Raw genomic sequence first — 17,992 nt, forward strand, 5'->3', positions numbered from 1 at the left:
TTCATCCGATTCTCTGCTTTAGTGAATCCACAGTTTGTTGTGCTTTAACACTTTTATACTCTACAATAGCTACATGATCAATCTCACATTTAAAATGCAGGACAACTATTAAATTGATTGATATTTATTAAAGAAAAAGATTGAAACAAAAGGATTTTTTAAATTCTTGTAAAAAATACATGAAAATATTTAGATAAATGATCTTGATAGGAATTGTGAAAAGAGATTTTCTAAGTAATTATTTATTTAAGAGGAATATTTGTGCCTAATTCCGATGAAAAGAAAGAAAGAGTAAATATCGATCAAATAACTAGGTATTATCTAGAACCTATACCTCTTGATTCTTTTCTTCGTCATCAAATTTTAGAGTTGTTTCTAAAAACTGAACTTGAAGATTTTCAGGCACAAATATTACTTTCGTTAGTTTTACACGGAGGTCAGATAAAACCAATCACTCTTGCTAATGATATTCACTGTAGTCCGACACGTTTAGAATTACCTGATGGATTTCCTAGCTTAATCGACTTAAATTTAATTGTAATGTCCCATACACGTCCCAAAACAGTCATATTAGCTGTAAGTATTGATGAACTCATTGAAAGATTATCTAAAAAGACAATTAAGACCATTGATTTATTAGATCCAGAATTAGCACGAGAATTGTTACATAAGCTAGATCAATTCACAATAACAAGTACTTCCAATGATTCAAAAAATATTCATATTGGTGATCACCTAATTTTGTTGAATTATTTTGCCAATTTAGAACAATTGTGTCAAAAAATACCCTCTTTATTCTCATTGCTCTTTTTCTGCCTTTCTTCTTTGGGAATGAGCCTTTGTAGTGCATTTATACTTTCCAAATTGATACTAAACGGAGGGAAGATTGAAAAAAGAAATTTTTACAATGAACAAATCAAGAAAAATAATCAAGAAATCCTTGAAACACATCCAAAGTTATTAGAGGATGATTTACAGAAGTTAGACTATTCTAATAATGATCGAAAACAAATAATTGAAAAATTAAACCTTTTTTTCGAACAAAATAAGAATGAATGTCAATTTTCCAGTGAAAACCAATTCAATATGGCATTAGATGGATTAAAAGAGTATTTTCAATCTACTTCAATGAGTATACAGGAGAGAAGTAGAAAAACTAAATACATAACACTTGTAAAAACGATTTCACAACTTGGGGATTCACTATATCAATTAGCAATAAATTATAAAAATTCTCACGAATCAGAATTTCGAATGTTAAAACTGGCTTATTCAAATGTCAAGCTAGTTGACAGTGAAATTTTTCTTTCTACAATTGCTGATCCTTCTTCTACACGAAAACGTCTAGAAACGGATATCAAATATGCACAAAAAATTTACTTGGTTCTAATTCATTCATATTTTGTAGAAGATATTTTTCTTAAGATCTTTGACTCAGAAAATCTTTCTTGTGAATTACATCTGATTGCTGCAGAAGAGCAGAAAGATCTATTCACCGAAATGTTGGTCAAACATAAGATTTCTATTCAAGGGAAAAGAGGAATCTTGTCATCTGATACAATAATTTTCATTCCCTCTGATGAAATTCCTCAAGATATTCTTGTGGGGAATTTAATCATTTTATTCTATAAAATAGGTGCGTCAATGATCATTATTCACGAAGAAATAACAAAAAATAATCCTACGGAAATCAATACTATATTTACGGACGTTGAACTCGCTTTTCAGTATTTTAATGAAATAACAATTGAAAATCATAAAAAAATAACTAATATTATGTCGTTAATTAGAAATAAAAGAGAATGATCTAAAATGAGTCACTTAAAAACTACTGTTCGAGCAATTGGATCTCCTATTAACTTGGTTTTTTGTGGATTAGATTATGCAGGAAAAACTGCCATGAATATTAGAATGAGAACAGGTAAATTTATTTCAGATCTGAAACCCACTCTTGCGTCCACAATGGACTCAGTAACTCTAGTTCATGATGAGGATTTAGTTCAAGCAACTATTATCGATTTGGGGGGTCAAGAAGCATTAAGAGATAATTGGGCTGCTTTTATTGAAAAAAGTGATGTAGTGATATTTGTAATCGATGCGCATGATTCATCTCGGTTTGATGAAGCTAAAAAAGAATTTCAGCAAAGGATTGTACCTTTAGCCCAAAAAATTCCCTGTCTTATTGTCTGTAACAAATTTGATTTAATTAAAAATAGTTCCATGGAGAAAGATTCATCAAAGCTAATTAATGAAGTAGAGAATACCATTCAAGCAGCATTGGCCGTACCCAAGGACGGAAAATTTATGATTTTAGTTACTAGCCAAAAAACGGGATATGGTTTACCGAAAGTCACACGGTTAATCCGAGAATTGTTAATGTCTTCCCTATAGCTTAATTAACTAAGAATAAACTTTATTTTTTCCTTAAAAAATATATTTATAGATATTTAATGGATGGATAAAGAAAATTGGACAAAAAAAGTTTTGTTTTCATTGAAAAACAAATTCGAAAAAAGACATTTGGGATTTTGACAACTTTAAATCAAGATGGAACCCCACATACAACAGGAATTCTTTATGCTGTTTCAGCTCCTCCTTCACAATTTTCCCTTTATTTTTTAACCTCTAAAAAGTATAAAAAAGTTAGAAATATTAAAAAAAATCCTCAAGTGTCATTTATCATCCCTTTCCCTCATTATTGCTTACGATTTCTTCCTTCAGGAACTGTGACATTTTATGGGAAAGCTAAACTTATTCCTTTGGACACACCAGAGATTAGTGAACTTTTTCAGAGTAAAAGAATACTTCGATTAATTTCTATGGAAGTGAAACAAGGAACTAATGAATCACTTACTTTTTTGAAAATGACTCCTAATCCAAAGGTATTATGTTTTGGGGTAGGGATTAATGCCATGAAATTACGAAAAAATCATGCTAAAGGAGCTTATTCAGTAATAATCCCTAATGGACGTTTAGAGAAGGAATATCTATAATTCTGTTTTTAAAAACTGCTATATTAACACAATCTAATGTTCGAAGGCTAGCGAAAAAGAGAAACAAATAATAGGTGTTATAATCCTATATGCCCTATTTAATATGTAAATTCTCTTATTTTTTCTTTCGAAAGAGGAAAATTTCCCACACGTAAATAAATCTGGTTAAGTTTGACCCGATTATAAAGAAATTCAACTTCAATCTTAAACTGTTTCTCCTTAAGCTCCAGTTCTTCAATTTGCTCTAAAAGATTGAGATAGACTTCATGAGAACTAAGTTGTTGTTGAACGAGAATCTGAAGCATGGTTTCATTACTTGAAACATTATTCTCTTTATCATTGGTTTCATTATAAATACTTAATTTAATATTCCCTTGAATAATAGCTTTTTCATATTCTAGTTTTTTCAATTGGTCTTGAAATTCCAGTATTTCAAGTTGTAGCTTCCGTATTTGGGAAATATCAAGATGAATATTCTCGTAGAGAGCAGAAAGTGAATCTTCTTTTTTTTTAGGCATGACATCAAAACCTTAGAAAGGATAATTTGTACTCTCAATTTCAACTTTTTATAGTAAGGATTATGTTCCTAATTACAACGGACAATTTTGATAATGATCAATGTTGTATTAAATTAATATTTTTCCTTTTAACATGAGTTTAAATCTCTGTCTTTTATATAAAAAGTACCATAAGAGATGTAAATGTATTCTATGTAAATCATAAAGGTAAAAACTCTAATATGAATGATTCAATAAATATTGCACTTTTAAACGATAGAGTTATTAATCAACTCAAATTTACCGCTAAGAAATACTTTTTATACTCAAGTACAAAAATATTACCCGAGTATAATACTTCACTAAATGACTTCAAAGAACAATAGTAGGCTCCAATATGAAAAAGAACCAAGAACAAGACCTAAAAAAACAACTAAGAACAAAACGAAGGAAAAATATTCGGCGGAATCACATTATCGATACTGCTGAATGGCTTTTTATCAATCAGGGTTATGATCAAACCATGGTAAATCAAATTGCCGAAAAAGCAGGATATACTAAAGCCTCAATTTATAATTATTTTGATTCAAAAGACGATCTATACCTTGCAGTTATAACACGAGCCTTCGATGCTATGTATACTATATTTCAGGAGACTTTTTCTAATCCTAACGCCAAATTTGAGCTGATGACCTTAGGAAAAGCCTATTTAACCTTTGTTGATCAACATCTTGGCTATGCTAGTCTAATGGAGTCGGGTAGATTGAGTCTAATAATTGGTGCTATTTTATATAAAGAAGAAAATGAAATCGCTCTAAATGATAGAGAAAAAGCTTTTCGAACAGTTCACTTGAACATTGAAAAATTCATGCTACAAGTCATTTCTAAAACAATGGAAGATGCAGGAGTACATGAAAATCTTGATCCTTTTAGTGTGGTTATGGCTCTTAGTACTTTAGGTACAGCTATTAATGACCTTATTAGACGAACAGCAACAGAAGATCCTTCCCAAAATAAAGCTCGTGAATATTTAGAGGTTTTGTTTAATATTATTGACAAAGGATTGAAGCATTATGATGATTAGGTTTTGTACTCTAACAAAAACTATAAGGAATGAAACAAGTTGGATAACATGTACACAAAAAATCTCTTTATTAATCAAACAAGAGCAAAGCAAATTTTAACAAGTCTAAAAGCTAGTTGTTTTCTAGTTTTATTCATTTGTTTGGGAATCCTAGCGGTTTTTAATATCAATGGAAATAGCTTAGGACATTTTATTTTACCCCTTTTTCTTTTATCTGAGCTCCCACTACTAGCTAACTTTTATTTCATTTTTTTGGTAAGATTAGGATTCTCTCCTCCTCAGATAACAAGAATTTTCTCACGATATTATACGTCGGGTTTAATATTCCATAGTTTGAGCTTTACTCTCACGTTAGGAGTTGTTTTTATTCATATGATATCATTACTAGCTAAGGCGACCTATTGTATTATCTTAATGGCTATTCTTATCTTTCTATGGTTCATTGAATATAATTTCTGGAAAAAAAGGTGGCCGCTCCATCCTACAAACTTTCAATCTTCAATCGCTTATTGGTTTCACTGGACTACAATTTTTGGTCTTATTATTGGCCTTCCCTTTCATGCGGGAACCTGGAGCCTTTTTACTGTAGCAATATTTGCCCCAGTTACATTTGGATCGCTTTTCTTAATAATTATCCAAGATTTTTCGAACTTAAAATCAAAAAGCCAAGAATTCGGAAGCTCAATAGAAAACATTTCATAAAAAAAGGATTATGGTGACAAAGCAATGAAAAAAGCTTTAGTTTTATATCATTCTCTCTTTGGGAATACAAAAAAAGTTGCAGCTAGTTTAGCTGCTGGAATAAGTGAAAAAGGAATAAAGGTTGATTGTGTTAGCATAGAGGAGATAGATATCGATCTAATTCCTAATTATGATTTTCTTGCAATAGGGGGACCAACACATGTCATTGGTTTATCAAAGGAAATGAAAAAATTTCTGAATCGACTGAAAACGTTAAATCTTAAAGGAAAAAAGGGATTTAGCTTCGATACAAGGAATCATTCGCGTATGAATAGTAGAAGATGGCTTCTTATTGAAAATAGTGCTTCAAAACGGATTGAATCTAAGTTGAAAAAAATGAAGATCAAACCCATAATACCCCGTATGTCTTCTATTGTCATTGGTCGAGAAGGGCCTCTTGAATCGGGAGTAGAAACTGCTATGTTTGAAACTGGAAGAAAAATCGGGAGGCTTCTAGCCTCTTAATCCCTTTAATTCAACCGAATATTTCTTGCATCAAGAAATATTTTTAAACAAGACACTGTTGATTATTACTAAATTACCTTTTAATGGTTTGAGTGAGGTAAAATGCCAAAGATTATATATAAGAACTGGGCGCCAGATCAAGGTTTTGAAGAAAAGCAAGCAGAAGTGTTCAACGAAGCAAATCCTTTTAAATTTCAACCTGCTAGTGGTGAGCAAATAAAAAAACAATTTTCTAAAGACAAAATTAACCCAAAACACGTAAAATATGCATTCAAAGATAATCAAATGATAGGGTATATTCAAGCCAAAGTAAAGGACAACGTCAAAGAAATTATCCTTAGCTATCCTTGGACCTTACCTGGTACCCCTCCTGAAGTTCAAAGTTCCTTGTTTGATGATATGTTAAGCTATTTTAAAGCACAGAAAGACTTAGCTGATTATAAATTTCGAGTTAATCCGATGAACAAACCTGAATCCAACCTGGAATTTCTACAGAGTAGAGGCTTTGTAGAAAAGAATGTTTGGAGAACTCTTCTTATTTCTTTATCAGAAATCGCTTCAGTAACCTATGATTCTAAATATACTTCACGGATTGGTACTGAGAGTGATATAGATGCTGTAATACAGCTTATTAAGGATGATGGACGTTATATTGATCAATTTGCTAATGAAGAGGCCATAAGACAATATTTAACCGAGAAAGTTCTCTCTATTGGGCATTTGGTATTACTTTATGAGAATAAGGAACTTATAGCTGCCTCAGCACCTCTCATATTTAAATCCCCTCAACAAGAAGAAGAACGAATCATTCAGCGATTTACAGCATTTAAGAATGTCAAGGATCCTGATCCATTCATCCCTCTCTTAATTGAAGTAGCAAAAGAATGTTTGAATTCAGGTTATGGAGAAGATATTCCTATGTTGTTTTATACTGACTTGATAGAAACTCCTCCCGAACAACAAGAATTGATCAAACATTTCACTCCGTTACGATCAGACATATTAATGTATTATTACTATTTAGAGAGGGGAAACTAGACAGATTAAATTATAGGATTCTCAAACCAAAAAACTGCAAGGAATACAATGCCCATAGTATTATATTCCTCACAATTTGCAACAATATCAAAGTCACAATCTTGGTCAATGTCCTCAAAAATCATTTGATCCCATTTTTCTCTATTTAAGAATGGTTCTGGCAATCCTCGATAGTCATCTCCCCACTTTATAACATTTACTTGACATTCAGTGGATAAAATCTCGCCTTGGTACTCCATCCAAAATTCTGATGCTTTTTTAGTCAGCAAAACTCCATTCCAGTATATCAACATACCAATAATGTCTAATTTTTCATCTTGATTTATGTCAAAAACCTTTAGTGGATGATCTCTCCATTTAATAATCTCAGGTTCTTCGATTACATGTTTCGCTTATTCAAATGTCATATTTCTGGGATATCCACCTATTAAGGAAGAATATACTGCAAAATTTTCAATTTTCCGTTGAAATCTCCAAAATGGATTATTTCTTTTATCTTTTTACGAATTTCGGATCTGTATTTATCATAAACAATACTGAAAAATAAGAAATTACGGAAGACATTTTAAACGAGAAGGTTGATGAAAGTTAAATGAGTAATGAGAAAGTATTATTTATTTTTCCTCCGAGTAGCTGGGGAACCATTGAAAGATTTTGTCAACCTCTTGGTGCCCTTTCTTTAGTCACTGTCCTTCGTCAACAGAACATCGATACCCATATTTTAGATCTTTCAGCTGAAGGCTGGTTTCCTAGAAAATTAGCACACTATATTAAGCAAAATCAGTTCACTCATCTTGGAGTGACTATCTTGACTCCTTTTCGAAGAGTTGCCTATGAAATTCTGCAACTTGCAAAAAAAGTAAATCCAAATATAATAACTCTCGTAGGGGGACCGCATGTCACATATATGAAAGAAAATATTTTTTCTGAAAGTCCATTCATTGATATTGCTGTTTCAGGAGAAGCGGAAAGTCAAATAGTAGATATTATCCAGACAACGACTAAAAAAAAGTTTTATGAGACCCGTTATATTGAAAATATCAATGAATTACCTTTTCCAGAGCGGAAGCTGCTTCGGCATATCAAGTACAATAAAATGAATAATATATGGATAAATGATTCAGCAAGTATGAATGTAGGAAGAGGGTGTCAATGGAGAAAATGTCGTTTTTGTAGTCGTGATATGCTGACTCTAAAATATAGTCGGCGATCGATTGAAAATATCATTGAAGAAATTCATATCGTTCAAAATGAATTAAATTATAAAAACATCATATTTGTTGATGATTCTCTCAAGATAAATTCAAATTTTGCTAAAGAATTGTTCAAAACCAAAGTAAAAGAGGGACTTGATATACCATTTTGGGCATTAGCTCGCGCAGATCAAATTGATGATGAAGGGGCACGATTGATGCGGCGAGCAAATGGTACAGGTTTACTAATTGGAATTGAGTCAATAGTTCCACGTGTTATCGGGATGTATCAAAAAATCAGTTCTAATCCAAGAAAATGGAAAGGATTACTAGATCGAACTTTTGAATTCGCAGATAAATACGATTTAATAACAATTGCTACTTTTATTATTGGGGGGCCAACAGAAACAGAACGAGAAATAGATGCTACCATTAATTATTGTCGCGCTTCCACATTGGAAATTGCGCAACCATTTCCGTTCCAATATAATATTGGATCTGATTTTTGGAAGGAGGCTATCAATGAAGGAAAAATTGCTCCGACTCAATATTATTCTTATAATGATAAAGGAACGGGAACAACAGAATTTACTACAGAAGAGCTGTTTGAAAAAACCCTTAAGGCTGAATTTTTAATCAATTCCCCCCTACTGAATGCATCGCGATACCTTCGTTTAATCCGGAAACTAATCAGGCAGAAAAATTTTTCCATAGTAGGTCAAAATTTACTAAGATTGCCTTTTATCATCCAAGCAACCTACAAACAACACCCCTATGAAATAGTTCCTGAAGAACTACATGGTTAAAAGATCCTCAGCCTACCAAGGTAATTCTTTTCCTTCCCAATCTAAGAATTTTCCTGAATCTTCCATTTTTAAAGATTTAATAACCTTAATCATACCACTTATTGATTCGTTAGGGAGCATTGGGGCATCTTCATTTGCTGTCATTGATGTTTTTACCCAACCAGGATGAAGTGCAATTACTACAATTCCAGTATCTTTTAGTTCATATGAAAGGATTTTTGTTATCATATTTAAAGCTGCTTTACTGCTACAGTACCCATATTTTCCTTTTTGTTTTCTTAAGGCAATTGAACCGTTACTAGAAGTAATATTTACAATAACTGGTTCTTTTCCTCTTTTCAATAATGGAAAGAATTTTTCAGTCATCATCAACGGTGAAATTGAATTTACTAACAATATTTTACTTAAAAGTTCTTGATTGAGTTCACCAAATAGTAAGATAGATTTTTCATCCCCTGATATTATTCCTGCATTGTTTATTAAAATATCTATTTTATTAGTCTTTTCTAATACTCTAAGATAGAATTCATGCCTTGATTCTTCTCTACTGACATCTAACTGATAGATCTTCAAATTTTCACCATATTCATTTTTAACGTGATCCAATTCTTTACTATTCTTTGGAAATCGACTACCAGTAAAAATTCGATGACCATTCTTTAAGAATTGCTTTGTGAATTCCAAACCTAATCCTCTACTTCCACCAGTGATGATTACATCTCTCAAAAAACATCTCTCATTTGTTTAATTTTTTATTTTGGGAACCTTTCCAGCCTTAATCCATTTAGGGAAGACTTCTATCAATACCCGTGATTTCACTTTTTCTAGGACAAAGGTTAAAACTTCTTTTCTTTTTTTCTCATCGTCAAAATATTTAATAAATATCTCTTCAATGATTTTCTTAAAATTCTTAAATTCACTTGTGTGAATAGTTGCTTTTCCACCTAAACTAATATAAGGTATCTCACCTTCTGAATAATCTGGGAATTGCTGGGGATTAATTATAGTAATACCAATTTGATTATATCCCTTTTTAATAGCTTTAGTTTTAGCTAAATAATCTTCTGTTTGAAAATAAAATCTTCCATCAAAGAAAATACCCCAAACTGGACAAGAATGTAAAATTCCAGTATATGGTGAAACCCACGAAATTGTAATGACGTTTTCTCTTTGATTAATATAATTAATAATTTCTTCATCTCTAATTTTAGGTTTATTAAAAGAAAAATTCTTTTTCATTTAATTTCTCAAACCTTATTTTTTAATTTTCAAGATATGTTTGAATTGTCTTAAGGTTAATATATGTTTTGGATACGACAAAATTTCTTTTTCAAAATTCTTTTAAATAATTCTTACTTATTATTTGAGAGAGATATTTCCAGAATTCACCACATTCAAAAGGTATATAACAATTATTACGTTTCCATAGTAATTTGAATTATAATTAATTAACGATTAAAAATACATTTGATACGTAAGTACTTCATCTGATGGAGTTGTTTCTCATTTTGAAGGTTATTACATATAAAAAACAACAATTATTCCTAAATGGGCTATTAAACCAATTCTTAGGTATAGTTGAAATACCAAAGGATGCCCAATACTTTATCAGAAACTTTGTCATTCTTTCAGCAATTGCAGGATTTGTTTCCTTATTATCTAGCACATTTTGGATTCTTTTCATTATTGAAAAAATTAATTTTGCTCAAGCTAGTTTTGTTATCTCATTTACTCTATTTATTCAAATGTTATTTGATTATCCAAGTGGATCCTTAGCTGATTGGATTGGACAAAGGTGGGTCCTATTCTTCACATATATTTGTTGGGGTATTGGGTTAGTATTGATGATTTTTGCTACTTCTTTTCCAATGTTCCTACTCATCGGAGCAATTAACGGGATGGGTTCTGCGCAATTCTCAGGAACACTAGATACTTGGCTTGAAAATAATTATCAAAAAACAATTGGAAAAAATGATCCTGAAAGAAAAATTTATGGATTTAGTCGACAACGATTTTTAACAATAAATCGAATTACCTCTGCTTTATCATATATGGTTGGTGGTTTCTTAGCCTCCACGATCTCACGTGAATTTGTTTTTTTGGTTCAAGGTATAGCTATGGGCTTCTTAGTAATTTTTATTTTAATGATTGTTAAAAACTATAAAGAGGAAAAAATTGTAGAATTGAGTCGATCAGAGAATACTAAAAAGAATAAGAGTTATCTAAGTTACCTTAAGTGCGGAATTCACATTACACTTTCGTCTAAGGCTATTTTTTGTTTAATTATGGCAACCTCTTTTTTCTTTGCTGCTTTTTCAATTTGGGGGAGACTTTTGTTATTACCTGTTTATTTTGGATATACTGGTTCAGATGAGTTTGCAGCAACATTAAGAACAATAATTTATGTGAATGGTATCTGGATCTCATTAATTACTGCAAAATTTAATAATAGGATTCGCAATGAAAAAGTATCAATAATAACTTTATTGTTAATTATTGGATTTTTTCCAGGGTATATCTTATTAACATCATTAATTCCCCCTGAAAATAAGTTAAATATCGTGGCATGCTTAATTGTTATTGTATTAATGAATGGGTTAATTCCAACCTTTGCAGACTTAGTTACAGTATTACGACAAAGAATCATGATCGATTTAATACCTACTGAATCGAGAAATTCAATATATTCCTTACAACCCACAATAGCTGCTATAATTGGAATTATTTTATTACCAATTACGGGATATTTAGTACAAAATTATGGTATTACAGCAGGCATTGGTGTTGCTGCTCTTCCTGGTTTTATCGCCATCATTTTTACCTTTTTAACAATTAGATCTTTGAATGATACAAATCCTCAGCCAATTAACTCTGTAGATTCCTAATTTCTTGTGTTCCTTCAGTAATAAATACATTCAAAATATTCCTGATCAAATTTTACATACTGTATGGGAATTACATGTTCTGGAATTCAGAAAAAAAGCTATTAATAATACAATTATACCAATAAAAATCCTAGAAAAAGAGGTAGGAATATTAACTAGGGAGTGCCAATTGTTGAGTCGCTAATTTTAGATACTTTCCCTACTGGATTGCAGTTGAGGATAACCAAGAATTGATAAAACAAGAATAAATTTTTATTGATACCAAAGTGGAAGAATTAAGGATTAGTTATCACTGGTAATATAAACTATAATCCTTCAATTTCTTTTTTTAGAATTTCAAATAATTCTTTATATAAATTAATGTATTTTGGATTGATGTAATTTATCATCTTGACAATTTGAAAAATATTATTCATATTTTCCTCACCAATTATCTCCTCATTCTCAACCAACCATTTTCCCAATTTTCGTTCAAAATCAAACTGTGTATCTATAATTTTTTTAGGTAACTCATTATAGTTAGTTGGTAGGGAAAAACCCTTAATTTCAGCGAGTTTCTTAAATTCCACACAGTATTTTTGAGTTTCAGAGAGATTCATGCATTCATCAGAAATGAATAGATTTCTTGCAACACGACTAAAATACTTAGTCTTATTTCTTTTGAAAGGGCCTTCAAGTAAAGTTGTAACAGTTTTTATTAGATTAAGTTCTTCTAATATGTTTAGATGAAAATATAAATTAGTTTTAGTTATATCTATGCCTTCTTTTTCTTTTAAAAGCGATTGGATCTCTATAACATTGAGTACATGACGTTTTCCTTCATCCTCCTCGAATCCTTTTCGCATAACACGGATTATAGCTCTGCGTATTGGTTGATTAAAGTATTTATCCTTTTCTACGTCAACAAACTTGTACGAAGGAATTGAATTCCAATAATCATACAAAATTTTTCTTTTATCTCTATTTTTATTCACAGGAAAAACCTAAATTCACTGTTATAGACGTGATCTACATGTTTTATTAAAATTACCTATAATTAAAACTATTCAAATATTAATTGAATAATTTTTGTATAACAATCCTATTGGTACACATTGAAAAGTTTACTAAATAAAATTTAAATAACTGATTTACTTGGAAATCTAAGGATATTATGAGGTTTAACCACCAGAACTTGTAAAGAAGGAGATATCTCCTCCTTTTGAACCTGAATTTCGTAATGGAAGATTTTATGCTAAGGAAGTTAGATATAATAAAGGCTAGTTTTTTACTCATCCAATTTCTATTAATAATACTTATTCCTTAAATTAATTCGACGTAATTGTAAAGAAGAAATTGGATCACTACTTATAGGAACGTCTAACGAATCTATCAATCCATAATAGAAATTCAATCCCTATTAAAAAAGTAATTAGATAATAGATTCGGAATTTGGTACAGATCTAGGTTGTGATCTAAATGTTAATTAACCCGACTTCACTCATTAACAAATGATCTTTCTATAATTGGATAGATTTTGCTAAGACTACCTTTAACCATTTAGATTGCTTATAAACAACACTCTTATGAATTAGTTCCTGATGAGTTCTGTAGTTAATGGATTATTCTCTATACTGTAACCTTTTTAAGTTAGTAAATGAGATGAAATAATTATGACCCATCTTTATTCAGATGATTTTGAAATTAGGAATGTCACAGAGATCGATCTTTCTGGAGGCACATTGATTGAATGTTTTCCCAGCATCAGTAGTCTAGCATTGATCGTTGCCAATATACTTCTTGAGGCTGATGGTCGTCCTGAAAATTGGAAATACGACCAAGTTGCAGTTGGCGATAGTAACCAATTGCCCACGATATGTGTCGTTTATTATAATAAACCTAAGTTTCCTATTCGTATTTATGCCAATAAAGAGACAAAAAATGCTCTTTTAGTTTCAGAAATCCCACAATATCCACCAATTACGCGAGAGATTGGTAGAAAGATTTTCCAATGGGCAAAAGAAAAGGAAATAGAACGAATTGTATCCATTGATGGCTTTTTGAGTGATTATACTGATTCTCCTCAAGAATTACCTATGAGAGTATTTGGAGTCGGTACAACAGATAAATGCCGTACTGAGTTAAAAAGTAAACGTGTTAAGTTATTAGATCAAGGTGTCATCAAGGGGTTAAGTGCTGTGCTTCTAAATGAAGGCTGGTTTAATAAATCTGATGTCATTGTTCTCCTAGGAGAAGTACGTCAACATTATCCTGAAATTCGTACAGCTGCCCGTCTGATTGAAGTTTTAAACCTTTTAGTTCCTCATTTAAATGTGCACATTGAGCCTATTTTAGCTCAAGCAGAAAAAATCGAACAATTGGCTGTTTCGATGCGCGATCAAGCAACAGCAGCTCTTGAACCTAGTAAAGATTTTGACAAGACCTATATCTAAATCAGCAATCATTAATTACGAAAGAATAAAAATTTATTCTGTTCCTTTTATTTGGAACTAAACCAAAGAAGTGGACTAGATGAAAATCAATTTTTAAAGTCATTAAAGCTAATTCTTTAAGGCATAATTAATAAATTTAAAATCTCTTTAATAATTATTGGAATTTAAAATGTTTCCATGGTTTTGGTTTAGTGTAATAATGGAGGTTATAATACTAGCACCCTATTTCTGGTCTTTAGAACACACAAAGTTACAACAAAGATTTGGACTTGAAAAAGGTATGAAGATTGGAGCTCTCCTTGGACTTATCTCAGGGTGGGGATTTTTTATATTTTTGTTTGGAATTTGGCTTTCACCACAACCAAGATTCGTACTTCCAATTCTTCAGGACCAATCTCTTGTGGTTCCAACTATTAATTTTAAAATCCCGTTTATTCATCTAATTATCTTTCTCCCAATTATCATTATAGTGTTATGGATATCATTAAAAGGTGTATTAGAAGTTACTCTAAAAGTAGCAGAAACACATAGAGCAGAGAAAGTTATTACAACTGGAGTTTATTCAGTAGTTAGACATCCTCAATATGTTGGGGCACTATTAGCACATTTAGGCATTTCAATCCTACTTTCTGCACTGTATGCTCTACTTCTAACACCTTTTTTGGGAATTTATATTTATCTCATCTCATGGAAGGAGGAAAAGGAGCTGATAAATGAATTCGGAAAGGAATACGAAGATTATAGAAAGATGGTTCCAATGTTTATCCCAAGAATAGATCTTTAGATAGTTTCTGGATGATACTAGAAATGGGATCTCTATGAATCCATTCAATCTTGTTGAATCTGTTCCAAAATTTGTTTTAGGCATTTTGTATAATTTATCAAGGCGTTTCTCCCCTTAGGGGTGATATGAATGATCGTTCTTGGACGAACATCAATAAAGGTCTTTTCCTGTTTGATAAATTCCTCTTGGATTAGCTTGGTCAAATGAGTGTTCAGATTTCCAGATGTAACACCCAATCCTTTTTGAATTGTTCCAAAAGTTAATGAAGAATTTAAGTGCAGTAGTGTAAGCACTCCAAGTCTAACTGGTTCATGAACTGTGGAATCAAGCTCATTAAGAGGTATGTTTTCTCTTAACAAATTTGTTTCCTTCATATTAATTCACTTTCCAAATTTTAACTTGATTTATTTTTCTTTAGATACTGCTACAACCTTAACTAGGTTCATTCTGAGAAATATACTTAATAATATCAAGATTAGACCAAAAATTAGACAGAACATAAACATCGCTATTTCTAGGGGGAGAATAATAGAAGCCGATAAGCCTAAAAGTATTGAAAAACTACCATAAATGAACATACTAAGACGAATCAAGTTAATATTTGTTTCTGAATAGAATATTTGTCCTGCAAGAATAAATCCAGATCCAACTACAATACCCCATATACTTGGAATCCAAATTTGATTATCAATACCAATTAATAGAATACATAAATGAGTTATAAGAAATAATATAGAAATAAGCATTGCTATTGAACGGTAAGCTCTATTCCAAAGGATAATAGAATGAGTATTAATTATATAAATACCTAAACTCACAAATGGAAGCAGATAGAATAACCAAATCGAGATGAAAAGAATAGGTTCAGATGATATACTTAATTCAGGAATATTAGTGGCTTGAAGAATAAAAAAAGTGGCATCTACTCCCAAAATGCGATAACAAATATATTCTATAAAACCACCCATTATTGAAATATAGCCTGCAAATGTTAAGACAATTAAAAATCTGTGAAATTCTACCTTTTTTTCAAAAATTACAACTCTATCAAGAATTTCAAGTTGGGGTCTGAATTCTTTTAGGATATCCATTTCTTTATTCCAGCCTGAATGATAGAAAATAATCCTCTTATAACCTTTTAAATACTACTTTGTGTAGCAAACTATTTTTCTAGGACAATCACTCTCCAGCGAAGATTATTTTGCTGGAAATAGTTTAATTGGTATTTTTAAGGCTATTAAGTTTAGTGTCATTCATATCGAAAACGATAATACTAGAAATGGAGAAAAATGATATGAATATTTTAATACATATACTGATTACAGTTCTAATAATTCATTTGATGGATTTATCAGGAATTGATGTTTTATGGGCACTATTATTTGGTATACTGATTGATCTTGACCATCTGGTCAAAATTCCACTTTATGTAAAACAAAATGGATTTTCTGTTATTCGGTATTGGAATTGGAGAACCCCATTACAAGAACCTATTTCTCTCCTTTGGGTAATTCCTTTAAGTGTGTATTTAAATACATATGTACCAGTTCTATTCTTTTTATCACATATAGCTCTAGATTATATTAAAGGATTTGAGAAAAAGCCTTTCTTCCCCTTCTCTAATTATACGATTAAACATCGAAAAAATAGGTTTAAACATTTGGAGGCGATTATCTAATGCATATTAGAATACCTAAAGTGAAGGAAAAATATGATCAAATGATGGATCCAATAGGGATATTATTTCATGATTACTTAAGATTAACCCCTAATCAAATATCTTTCATTGGATTTACGATAGGATTAGGATCTGTAATATTAGTGTTACAAAATGAATGGCAATTGGGACTGATAATAATGTCAATATCGTTATTTTTTGACGGAATTGATGGGAATGTCGCTAGAAAGTATGGTCTTACAAGTCAAACTGGAGAAAAACTTGAATTAATTTTTGATCGGTCTCTAGAAGTATTACTTTTTTTAGCATTCACACTAGTCATGGATATTTCTATAATTTTATTCGGACTATTAATCTATTCTATTTTAATTATGACCTCATTAAGAGATAAAACAAAATTCGATCCAGGGATGAAGAGAATAGTACTATTATTTGGTTTTATCATCAGTTTTGAATCTTTATTTCATCTGATTTTTCTAGTCCACCTTTGTTCTTTTATTTTGCAGATCATTATCCTAGATTATCAACATACAGGAGGAGATATACCATGCTAGACCTCAATATCTTTGAATCAGTGATCTTTATTCTTCCAGCATTTGTAGCGAATGCAGCTCCAGTATTTTTAGGAAGAGGTTCTCTATTTAATTGTCCAATTGATCGTGGAAGACTATGGTTGGATAATAAAAGGATACTAGGAGATGGGAAAACAATCCGTGGATTCATAGGGGGAGTATTAGCAGGAATTCTTACTTCAATGGCGATACTATATTTCTCACAACTTATCTCGATAAACCTGTATTATCTTACTATAATTAACCATATGGTTATAAAATTCTTCAATGGGAATATATACACAGTTAGTGCATTGATTGGATTTTTATTAGGATTTGGTGCTTTATCTGGAGATATAATAGGAAGTTTCATTAAAAGAAGATCTGGACTTAAAAGAGGAGAGTCTTTTATGTTTATGGATCAACTTGGATTTTTAATAACTTCAATTTTATTTGTCAGTATTGTAGTTCCCATTCCACTGACATGGTTGATCTTCCTTGTCCCAATTACCTTATTCTTACATATTAGTTTAAACTTGATCAGTCATTATGTTGGATTACAAGAAGCACGCCTTTAATCCCACTTTTCTTTTTTAAACTTTGCAAAATGGATTAGATTTTATTATAGTGAATATTCTATTTATTAACGAAAATTACATCTCATCTTAATATTTATATTTTATCAAGGACATACATCTCTGAATATATTAACTCACTCTGATCATATTAAGCCCTGTTCCTTCAATCTCTTGCGTTAAGTTAAGAAATTCATATAATAAGAATCTCACCAACCCATAGGATAAGTTAAAATATGGTAATCATTGATGATATAGACAAATGGTGAA

Annotated in this window: 21 protein-coding genes; 14 read left to right on the plus strand and 7 right to left on the minus strand. The window is 31.0% G+C overall.

What is annotated here, in order from left to right:
• The first annotated feature begins 261 nt into the window (after positions 1 to 261).
• The 3 genes from ACWVCY_RS14475 (at position 262) to ACWVCY_RS14485 (ending at position 2,993) form a co-directional block, all read left to right on the plus strand.
• Complete coding sequence (locus ACWVCY_RS14475; protein ID WP_455143760.1) at positions 262 to 1,806, plus strand: hypothetical protein; 1,545 nt, start codon at positions 262 to 264, stop codon at positions 1,804 to 1,806.
• A gap of 6 nt (positions 1,807 to 1,812) precedes the next feature.
• On the plus strand, positions 1,813 to 2,391 hold the full coding sequence (locus tag ACWVCY_RS14480; RefSeq protein ID WP_455143761.1) for an ADP-ribosylation factor-like protein: 579 nt from the start codon (positions 1,813 to 1,815) through the stop codon (positions 2,389 to 2,391).
• A gap of 77 nt (positions 2,392 to 2,468) precedes the next feature.
• A complete protein-coding gene (locus ACWVCY_RS14485) occupies positions 2,469 to 2,993 on the plus strand; it encodes a pyridoxamine 5'-phosphate oxidase family protein (RefSeq protein ID WP_455143762.1) in 525 nt (174 codons plus the stop codon).
• Positions 2,994 to 3,091: 98 nt separating this feature from the next.
• Here the strand turns inward: ACWVCY_RS14485 and ACWVCY_RS14490 are convergent, their stop codons facing one another.
• Positions 3,092 to 3,511 carry a hypothetical protein gene (locus ACWVCY_RS14490; protein WP_455143763.1) on the minus strand — a complete coding sequence of 140 codons (420 nt, stop codon included), beginning with the start codon at positions 3,509 to 3,511 and terminating at the stop codon, positions 3,092 to 3,094.
• A gap of 376 nt (positions 3,512 to 3,887) precedes the next feature.
• On the opposite strand from ACWVCY_RS14490, the gene ACWVCY_RS14495 reads away from it, so the two are divergent.
• From ACWVCY_RS14495 to ACWVCY_RS14510, 4 genes are all read left to right on the plus strand, one after another.
• Complete coding sequence (locus ACWVCY_RS14495; RefSeq protein ID WP_455143765.1) at positions 3,888 to 4,574, plus strand: TetR/AcrR family transcriptional regulator; 687 nt, start codon at positions 3,888 to 3,890, stop codon at positions 4,572 to 4,574.
• Between the two features lie 48 nt (positions 4,575 to 4,622).
• Positions 4,623 to 5,276: a hypothetical protein gene (locus ACWVCY_RS14500; protein WP_455143766.1), complete on the plus strand. Its 654-nt coding sequence runs from the start codon at positions 4,623 to 4,625 to the stop codon at positions 5,274 to 5,276.
• 24 nt (positions 5,277 to 5,300) lie between these two features.
• On the plus strand, positions 5,301 to 5,780 hold the full coding sequence (locus ACWVCY_RS14505; RefSeq protein ID WP_455143768.1) for a flavodoxin family protein: 480 nt from the start codon (positions 5,301 to 5,303) through the stop codon (positions 5,778 to 5,780).
• Positions 5,781 to 5,882: 102 nt separating this feature from the next.
• Positions 5,883 to 6,818 (plus strand): hypothetical protein, encoded by a 936-nt coding sequence (locus ACWVCY_RS14510; RefSeq protein ID WP_455143770.1) that lies wholly within the window; start codon positions 5,883 to 5,885, stop codon positions 6,816 to 6,818.
• Positions 6,819 to 6,823: 5 nt separating this feature from the next.
• On the opposite strand, the gene ACWVCY_RS14515 is transcribed toward ACWVCY_RS14510, so the two are convergent.
• A complete protein-coding gene (locus tag ACWVCY_RS14515; RefSeq protein ID WP_455143772.1) occupies positions 6,824 to 7,087 on the minus strand; it encodes a hypothetical protein in 264 nt (87 codons plus the stop codon).
• Positions 7,088 to 7,410: 323 nt separating this feature from the next.
• Between ACWVCY_RS14515 and ACWVCY_RS14520 the strand changes: the two genes are divergently transcribed.
• Positions 7,411 to 8,817, plus strand: coding sequence for a B12-binding domain-containing radical SAM protein (locus ACWVCY_RS14520; RefSeq protein ID WP_455143773.1), 1,407 nt, complete (start codon positions 7,411 to 7,413; stop codon positions 8,815 to 8,817).
• A gap of 12 nt (positions 8,818 to 8,829) precedes the next feature.
• Here the strand turns inward: ACWVCY_RS14520 and ACWVCY_RS14525 are convergent, their stop codons facing one another.
• Together ACWVCY_RS14525 and ACWVCY_RS14530 are read right to left on the minus strand one after the other, a co-directional pair.
• The gene (locus tag ACWVCY_RS14525) at positions 8,830 to 9,543 is read right to left on the minus strand and encodes an SDR family oxidoreductase (protein WP_455143775.1); all 714 of its coding nucleotides are present in this window, start codon (positions 9,541 to 9,543) and stop codon (positions 8,830 to 8,832) included.
• A gap of 18 nt (positions 9,544 to 9,561) precedes the next feature.
• Positions 9,562 to 10,056: a hypothetical protein gene (locus ACWVCY_RS14530; RefSeq protein ID WP_455143777.1), complete on the minus strand. Its 495-nt coding sequence runs from the start codon at positions 10,054 to 10,056 to the stop codon at positions 9,562 to 9,564.
• Between the two features lie 269 nt (positions 10,057 to 10,325).
• On the opposite strand from ACWVCY_RS14530, the gene ACWVCY_RS14535 reads away from it, so the two are divergent.
• Positions 10,326 to 11,702 (plus strand): MFS transporter, encoded by a 1,377-nt coding sequence (locus tag ACWVCY_RS14535; protein ID WP_455143779.1) that lies wholly within the window; start codon positions 10,326 to 10,328, stop codon positions 11,700 to 11,702.
• A gap of 305 nt (positions 11,703 to 12,007) precedes the next feature.
• Here the strand turns inward: ACWVCY_RS14535 and ACWVCY_RS14540 are convergent, their stop codons facing one another.
• On the minus strand, positions 12,008 to 12,676 hold the full coding sequence (locus ACWVCY_RS14540) for a winged helix-turn-helix domain-containing protein (protein ID WP_455143781.1): 669 nt from the start codon (positions 12,674 to 12,676) through the stop codon (positions 12,008 to 12,010).
• Positions 12,677 to 13,354: 678 nt separating this feature from the next.
• Between ACWVCY_RS14540 and ACWVCY_RS14545 the strand changes: the two genes are divergently transcribed.
• On the plus strand, positions 13,355 to 14,134 hold the full coding sequence (locus tag ACWVCY_RS14545; protein WP_455143783.1) for a proteasome assembly chaperone family protein: 780 nt from the start codon (positions 13,355 to 13,357) through the stop codon (positions 14,132 to 14,134).
• A 199-nt stretch (positions 14,135 to 14,333) separates the two neighbouring features.
• Positions 14,334 to 14,918 carry a methyltransferase family protein gene (locus ACWVCY_RS14550; protein ID WP_455143784.1) on the plus strand — a complete coding sequence of 195 codons (585 nt, stop codon included), beginning with the start codon at positions 14,334 to 14,336 and terminating at the stop codon, positions 14,916 to 14,918.
• Positions 14,919 to 14,962: 44 nt separating this feature from the next.
• Here the strand turns inward: ACWVCY_RS14550 and ACWVCY_RS14555 are convergent, their stop codons facing one another.
• Both ACWVCY_RS14555 and ACWVCY_RS14560 read right to left on the minus strand, forming a co-directional pair.
• Positions 14,963 to 15,292, minus strand: coding sequence for a transcriptional regulator (locus tag ACWVCY_RS14555; RefSeq protein ID WP_455143785.1), 330 nt, complete (start codon positions 15,290 to 15,292; stop codon positions 14,963 to 14,965).
• A 30-nt stretch (positions 15,293 to 15,322) separates the two neighbouring features.
• On the minus strand, positions 15,323 to 16,009 hold the full coding sequence (locus ACWVCY_RS14560; RefSeq protein ID WP_455143787.1) for a hypothetical protein: 687 nt from the start codon (positions 16,007 to 16,009) through the stop codon (positions 15,323 to 15,325).
• A 203-nt stretch (positions 16,010 to 16,212) separates the two neighbouring features.
• On the opposite strand from ACWVCY_RS14560, the gene ACWVCY_RS14565 reads away from it, so the two are divergent.
• From ACWVCY_RS14565 to ACWVCY_RS14575, 3 genes are read left to right on the plus strand one after another with little or no spacing between them, the layout of a single operon-like run.
• Positions 16,213 to 16,596, plus strand: coding sequence for a hypothetical protein (locus ACWVCY_RS14565; protein WP_455143789.1), 384 nt, complete (start codon positions 16,213 to 16,215; stop codon positions 16,594 to 16,596).
• Positions 16,596 to 17,150, plus strand: coding sequence for a CDP-alcohol phosphatidyltransferase family protein (locus ACWVCY_RS14570; RefSeq protein ID WP_455143791.1), 555 nt, complete (start codon positions 16,596 to 16,598; stop codon positions 17,148 to 17,150). Before ACWVCY_RS14565 ends, ACWVCY_RS14570 begins: the two co-directional genes overlap by 1 nt.
• The gene (locus ACWVCY_RS14575; protein ID WP_455143793.1) at positions 17,144 to 17,725 is read left to right on the plus strand and encodes a CDP-2,3-bis-(O-geranylgeranyl)-sn-glycerol synthase; all 582 of its coding nucleotides are present in this window, start codon (positions 17,144 to 17,146) and stop codon (positions 17,723 to 17,725) included. Before ACWVCY_RS14570 ends, ACWVCY_RS14575 begins: the two co-directional genes overlap by 7 nt.
• The last annotated feature ends 267 nt before the right edge of the window (positions 17,726 to 17,992 follow it).

Source organism: Candidatus Hodarchaeum mangrovi (assembly GCF_975850365.1).